5 protein-coding genes are annotated in these 6,001 nt (G+C 71.0%); all 5 read left to right on the forward strand.

The features are described from left to right. A partial coding sequence (locus tag GCN75_RS28480; protein WP_152285340.1) for an exosortase C-terminal domain/associated protein EpsI occupies nt 1-606 on the forward strand: 606 nt, incomplete at its 5' end. Beyond that, complete coding sequence (locus tag GCN75_RS28485) at nt 596-1,810, forward strand: TIGR03088 family PEP-CTERM/XrtA system glycosyltransferase (RefSeq protein ID WP_152285341.1); 1,215 nt, start codon at nt 596-598, stop codon at nt 1,808-1,810. The genes GCN75_RS28480 and GCN75_RS28485, both read left to right, overlap by 11 nt. Nucleotides 1,811-1,820: 10 nt before the next feature. Continuing rightward, complete coding sequence (locus GCN75_RS28490; RefSeq protein ID WP_152285342.1) at nt 1,821-3,773, forward strand: XrtA/PEP-CTERM system amidotransferase; 1,953 nt, start codon at nt 1,821-1,823, stop codon at nt 3,771-3,773. A gap of 4 nt (nt 3,774-3,777) precedes the next feature. Beyond that, nucleotides 3,778-5,004 carry a TIGR04063 family PEP-CTERM/XrtA system glycosyltransferase gene (locus tag GCN75_RS28495; protein ID WP_152285343.1) on the forward strand — a complete coding sequence of 409 codons (1,227 nt, stop codon included), beginning with the start codon at nt 3,778-3,780 and terminating at the stop codon, nt 5,002-5,004. Then, a partial coding sequence (locus tag GCN75_RS28500; protein ID WP_152285344.1) for a glycosyltransferase family 4 protein occupies nt 5,001-6,001 on the forward strand: 1,001 nt, incomplete at its 3' end. The genes GCN75_RS28495 and GCN75_RS28500, both read left to right, overlap by 4 nt.

Here is a 6,001-nt window from a genome sequence, read left to right on the forward strand (position 1 = left end):
CCCGCGCTGGCCCTGGCCAGCCACCGCGGCGACGGCGCCGCGCCGCCCGCTTCGTCCAGCGTGCTGGCCTTGCCCGATCCGCCCGCCTGGCAGCGTTTGCACGATGCGGCTTCGGCATGGCAGGCGCCGTATGCGGGCGCGCCCGCGCTGTTTGCCGCCACGTATGCGCGCCGGAACGGCGACGGCGCGCAGGTGGGCTTGCAGCTGCACTGGTATGCGCGCCAGGCGCGCGATGCCGAGCTGCTGACGCACCAGGCCTTGCCATACGGCGCGCGCTGGATGCCGCTGGCGCAGCGCGTGCAGCACGTCGCCGTGGCTAGCGGCACGGTAAGTGTGCGCGAAGCCGTGCTGGCGCGCGGCGGCGAACGCCTGCTGGTGTGGCGCGTCTACCGCCAGGGCGGCGTCGTCACGGCCCGGCCCGTGCTGGTCAAACTGCTGCTGGCGCAAGCCAAGCTGCTGGGCACGCGCCAGGATGGGGCCGACATCATCGTCTTTGCCGCCTACGACGAACTGGCGCCGCCGCCGCGCGCACGCCTGCAAGCATTCCTGCGGGCGGCGCTGCCCGTCATCGAACAACGCCTGCAGGAGTTGCCGCATGGCCCTTGACACCGAGACGGGCCCCACACGGCAGGCTGGCGGCGCGGCCAATGCCGCCCCCCTGATCGTGCACGTGATCCACCAGCTCGACGTGGGCGGGCTGGAAAACGGCCTGGTCAACCTGATCAACCATTTGCCGCCCGAGCGCTACCGGCACGCCATCGTCTGCCTGAAGAACGCCACCGCGTTTCGCCAGCGCCTGACCACGCCCGGTGTCGACGTCATCAGCCTGGACAAGCGCGAAGGCAAGGACTGGCGCCATTATCTGCACCTGTACCGCGTGCTCAGACAGCTGCGCCCCGCGCTGGTACACACGCGCAACCTGGGCTGCCTGGAAGCCCAGCTGCTGGCCTGCCTGGCGGGCGTGCGCCTGCGCGTGCATGGCGAACACGGGCGCGACATGAGCGACTTGCACGGCACCCGCCGCAAATACCGGCTGCTGCGCAAATGCATGCTGCCGCTGGTGCAGCACTTCATCGCCGTCAGCGCCGACCTGGGCGAATGGCTGGTGAACGCCATCGGCGCGGCGCCCACGCAGGTGTCGCACATCGGCAATGGCGTCGACAGCGTGCAGTTCCATCCGCGCCTGGGGCCGCCTGCCGCCGTGGGCCCGCCCGGTTTCCTGTGCAACGGCGCCTTCGTCATCGGCAGCGTGGGCCGCATGGCGGCCGTCAAGGACCATGCCTCGCTGGTGCAGGCCTTCCTGCTGCTGCTGGCGCAGCCGGGCGCCCGCGCACGCCTGCGCCTGATCATCGTGGGCGACGGACCGTGCCGCCAGGCTTGCCTGGAACTGCTGCAGCAGGCGGGCGCCGCCCATCTTGCCTGGCTGCCCGGCACGCGCGACGACGTGGCCCAGCTGCTGCGCGCCATGGACCTGTTCGTGCTGCCCTCGCTGGCCGAAGGCAGCTCGAACACCATCCTCGAAGCGATGGCCACGGGGCTGCCCATCGTCGCCACGCAGGTGGGCGGCAACGCGGAACTGGTGCAGTCGGGCTGGAGCGGCACTTTGGTGCCACCCGGTTCGCCCGAGATGCTGGCCGACGCCATGCTTGACTACTACAGCATGCCCGAACTGGGGCCCCGCCACGGCGCGCGGGGCCGGCGCCAGGTGCTGGCCGAACACAGCCTGCCCGCCATGGCCGGCGCCTACCTGGCCGTGTACGACCGCCTGACGGGCGCCCGCCAGCCGTCCCCCCTGTCCACCTATCCCTGAAAGGCCACCCATGTGCGGCATCAGCGGCATCTTTGATTTGCAGGGCCAGCGCGACATCGACGTGCTGCTGCTGGCGCGCATGAACCACAGCCTGCGCCACCGCGGGCCGGACGAAGGGGGCTTGCACCGCGAGCCGGGACTGGGCCTGGCGCACCGGCGCCTGTCCGTGATCGACCTGGCCAGCGGTCAGCAGCCGCTGTTCAACGCCGACCGCAGCATCGCCATCGTCTTCAATGGCGAAATCTACAATTACCGCAGCCTGATGGCGGAACTGCGCCAGTTCGGCCACCCGTTCCGCACCAGCAGCGACACGGAAGTCATCGTCCACGCCTGGGAACAATGGGGCGAACACTGCGTGCGGCACCTGCGCGGCATGTTTGCCTTCGCCCTGTGGGACCGGCGCCGCCATGTGCTGTTCCTGGCGCGCGACCGCCTGGGCGTGAAACCCCTGTATTACGGCGAGGCGCAGGACGGCACCCTGCTGTTCGGCTCCGAACTGAAAGCGCTGCTCGCGCATCCGGCCATGCCGCGCGTGCTCGACCCGCTGGCCGTGGAAGAGTATTTCGCGTACGGCTACGTGCCCGAGCCGCGCAGCATCTTCCAGCACGCGCGCAAGCTGCCGCCCGGGCACACGCTGTCCATCCGCGCCGGCCAGCCGCTGCCCGCGCCGCAGTCCTACTGGGACGTTCCGTTCACGCCGAACCCGCCCGCCAGCGAGGCGCAGGCGGCCGACGAACTGCTGGCGCGCCTGCGCGAAGCGGTGCGCATCCGCATGGTGGCCGAAGTGCCGCTGGGAGCCTTCCTGTCGGGCGGCGTCGATTCCAGCGCCGTCGTGGCGCTGATGGCCGGGGCCAGCAGCACGCCCGTCAACACCTGCTCCATCTCGTTCGGCGACCCGGCCTACAACGAAGCGCGCTACGCCGACCTGGTGGCGCGCCGCTACGGCACGGCGCACCATGCGCGCCAGGTGGAGCAGGACGACTTCGAGCTGATCGACCTGCTGGCCAATATGTACGACGAACCGTTCGCCGACAGCTCCGCCATGCCCACGTACCGCGTTTGCCAGCTGGCGCGCCAGCGGGTCACGGTGGCCCTGTCGGGCGACGGCGGCGATGAAAGCCTGGCCGGCTACCGGCGCTACCGCCTGCACACGCGCGAGGAAAAGGTGCGCAAGGCCATGGCCCCCTTGCTGCCGGCGGGCCTGCGCCAGTCGCTGTTCGGCACCCTGGGGCGGCTGTATCCGAAGGCCGACTGGGCGCCCCGCTTCCTGCGCGCCAAGACCACGTTCGAGGGCCTGGCGCGCGACACGACGGACGCGTATTTTCACGGCGTCAGCCTGCTGGGCGATGCCATGCGCGCGCGCCTGTTCAGCCCTGAGCTGCGCCGCAGCCTGCAGGGCTACCGCGCTGTGGAAGTGCTGCGCCGCCACGCGCTGGCCAGCCCCGCGCAGGATCCCCTGTCGCAGGTGCAGTACCTGGACCTGAAAACCTATCTGCCCGGCGACATCCTCACGAAAGTGGACCGGGCCAGCATGGCGCATGCGCTGGAAGTGCGCTCGCCGCTGCTCGACCATGAACTGGTGGCGTGGATGTCCGGCCTGCCGCCGCAGTTCAAGCTGCGGCGCGGCGAAGGCAAGTACCTGCTGAAAAAAGCCCTGCGCCCGCTGCTGCCGGACTCCGTGCTGTACCGCCAGAAGATGGGATTTTCGGTCCCGCTGGCCGACTGGCTGCGGGGCCCGCTGCGCCAGCGCCTGCAACAGCGCCTGCTGGGCCCCATCCTGGCGCAGTGCGGCCTGTTCGACATGGATTACGTGCGTCTGCTGCTGGAGCAGCACGCGAGCGGACGGCGCGACTACAGCGCGCCCCTGTGGTCGCTGCTGATGTTCGAAGCCTTTCTGCGCCAGGTGCTGCCCGTCGATGGCCGCCAGTCGCCGGTGCCCTCACCGGCCATGGCAATGGAGTAAATCCATGCGCATCCTGCACATCCTCGACCACTCGCTGCCCCTGCACAGCGGCTACAGCTTCCGCACCCTGGCCATCCTGCGGCAGCAGCGGGCGCTGGGCTGGCACACCATGCAGCTCACCAGTGCCAAGCAAGGGCCGGCCGACGGCGCCCAGCAACTGGTCGATGGCTGGCATTTCTACCGCACGGCGCCCGCTGCGCGCTGGTGGGCGCGCCTGCCCGTGCTGCGCCAGGTGGCCGTCGTCATCGGCCTGGCCGTGCGCCTGCGCGGGCTAGCGCAGCGCCTCCAGCCCGACATCCTGCATGCGCATTCGCCCGCGCTGAACGCCATCGCCGCCCTGAACGCGGGGCGCGCTCTGGGCATCCCCGTCGTGTATGAAGTGCGCGCCTTCTGGGAAGACGCGGCCGCCGACCATGGCAGCAGCCGGCCCGGCGGCCTGCGCTACCGGCTCACGCGGGCGCTGGAAAGCTACGCGCTGCGCCGCGCCGACGCCGTCACCACCATCTGCGACGGCTTGCGGCGCGAGCTGTGCGCGCGCGGCGTGCCCGCGCATAAGATCACCGTGATTCCGAACGCCGTCGATGCGGGCGCCTTCAGCGTCACCGCGCCCGGCGACCTGTGGCTGGCGCACAAACTGGGTCTGCATGGCCATCTGGTCATCGGTTTCATCGGCTCGTTCTATGCCTACGAAGGACTGGCCCTGCTGCTGCGCGCCATGCCGCGCATGCTGGCCGCGCAGCCGGCGCTGCGGCTGCTGCTGGCCGGCGGCGGTCCGCAGGAAGCGGCGCTGCGTGCGCTGGCGGCGCAACTGGGCATCGCCCGCGCCGTGGTGTTCGCCGGCAGGGTGCCACATGCGCAGGTAGCCGCCTATTATCAGCTGGTCGACATCTGCGTATATCCGCGCCTGCCCATGCGCCTGACGGAGCTGGTGACGCCCTTGAAACCGCTCGAAGCGATGGCGCAGGGCCGCCTCGTGGTGGCGTCCGACGTGGGCGGCCACCGCGAACTGATCGAACATGGCAAGACGGGCATGCTGTTTCGCGCCGGCGACGCCGAATCGCTGGCGCAGGCCATACTGGCCCTGCTGCTGGCGCCCGCCAGCTGGCCCGCGCTGCGGCGCCAGGCGCGCGCGTTCGTCGAGACGGAGCGCAGCTGGGACGCCAGCGTGGCCCGCTATGCGCCCGTGTATGCGCGCATGGCGGCGCGCAGGACTGCGGAAGTGGCGCCATGATCTTTACGGGCCTGCGCATCGCACTGGTCGGCCCGCTGCCGCCGCCGGCCGGCGGCATGGCGAATCAAACGGCGCAGCTGGCGCGCTTGCTGCGCGACGACGGCGCGCAAGTGCAGCTGCTGGCCGTCAACGGCCCCGTGCTGCCGCCCTGGCTGGCGCGCATCCGCTACCTGCGCGCCGCGCTGCGCCTGCCCATGTACCTGTGGCGGCTGTGGCGCACGGCCAATACGGTCGACCTGTTCCACATCATGGCCAATTCCGGCTGGTCCTGGCACCTGCACGCGGCGCCCGCGCTGTGGATCGCCAGCCTGAAAGGCAAGCCGGCCCTGCTCAACTACCGGGGCGGCGAAGCAGCCGTTTTTTTCGCCCGCGCGCCCCGCCTGGTGGCGTTCAGCCTGCGCCGCGCCAGCGCCATCGTCGTGCCTTCCGCCTACCTGGCCGCCATCTTCGAGCAATATGGCCATACGGCCCACGTCGTGCCCAACGTGGTGGACTTGCAGCGCTTTACGCCGGCCGCACCGCGCGCGTCAGCGGCCGAGGCGCCCTGCATCCTCGTGGCGCGCCACCTGGAAAGCCTGTACGACAACGCCAGCGCCGTGCGCGCGCTTGCCATCGTGCGCCAGGCCTATCCCGCGGCGCGCCTGGTGCTGGCCGGCGGCGGGCCGCAGCGCGCGGCGCTGGCGCGCCTGGCCAGGTCGCTGGGCGTTCTCGATTCCGTGCGCTTCACCGGCCCCGTCGACAACGCCGCCATGCCGGCCCTGTACCAGGCCAGCGACATCGTCCTCAATCCCAGCCTGGCCGACAACATGCCCATTTCCGTGCTCGAAGCGCTGGCCTGCGGCGTGCCCGTCGTCAGCACCGATGTGGGCGGCATCCCCGCCCTGCTGCAGGACGGCGTGACGGCGCTGCTGGTGCCGCCCGGCCATCCAGCCGCCATGGCGCAGGCCATCGTGGCGCTGCTGCGCGACCCGCCGCGCGCGCAGGCGCTGGCCCAGGC

The sequence above is a fragment of the Janthinobacterium violaceinigrum genome (assembly GCF_009208555.1).
GTDB lineage: Bacteria > Pseudomonadota > Gammaproteobacteria > Burkholderiales > Burkholderiaceae_D > Janthinobacterium > Janthinobacterium violaceinigrum.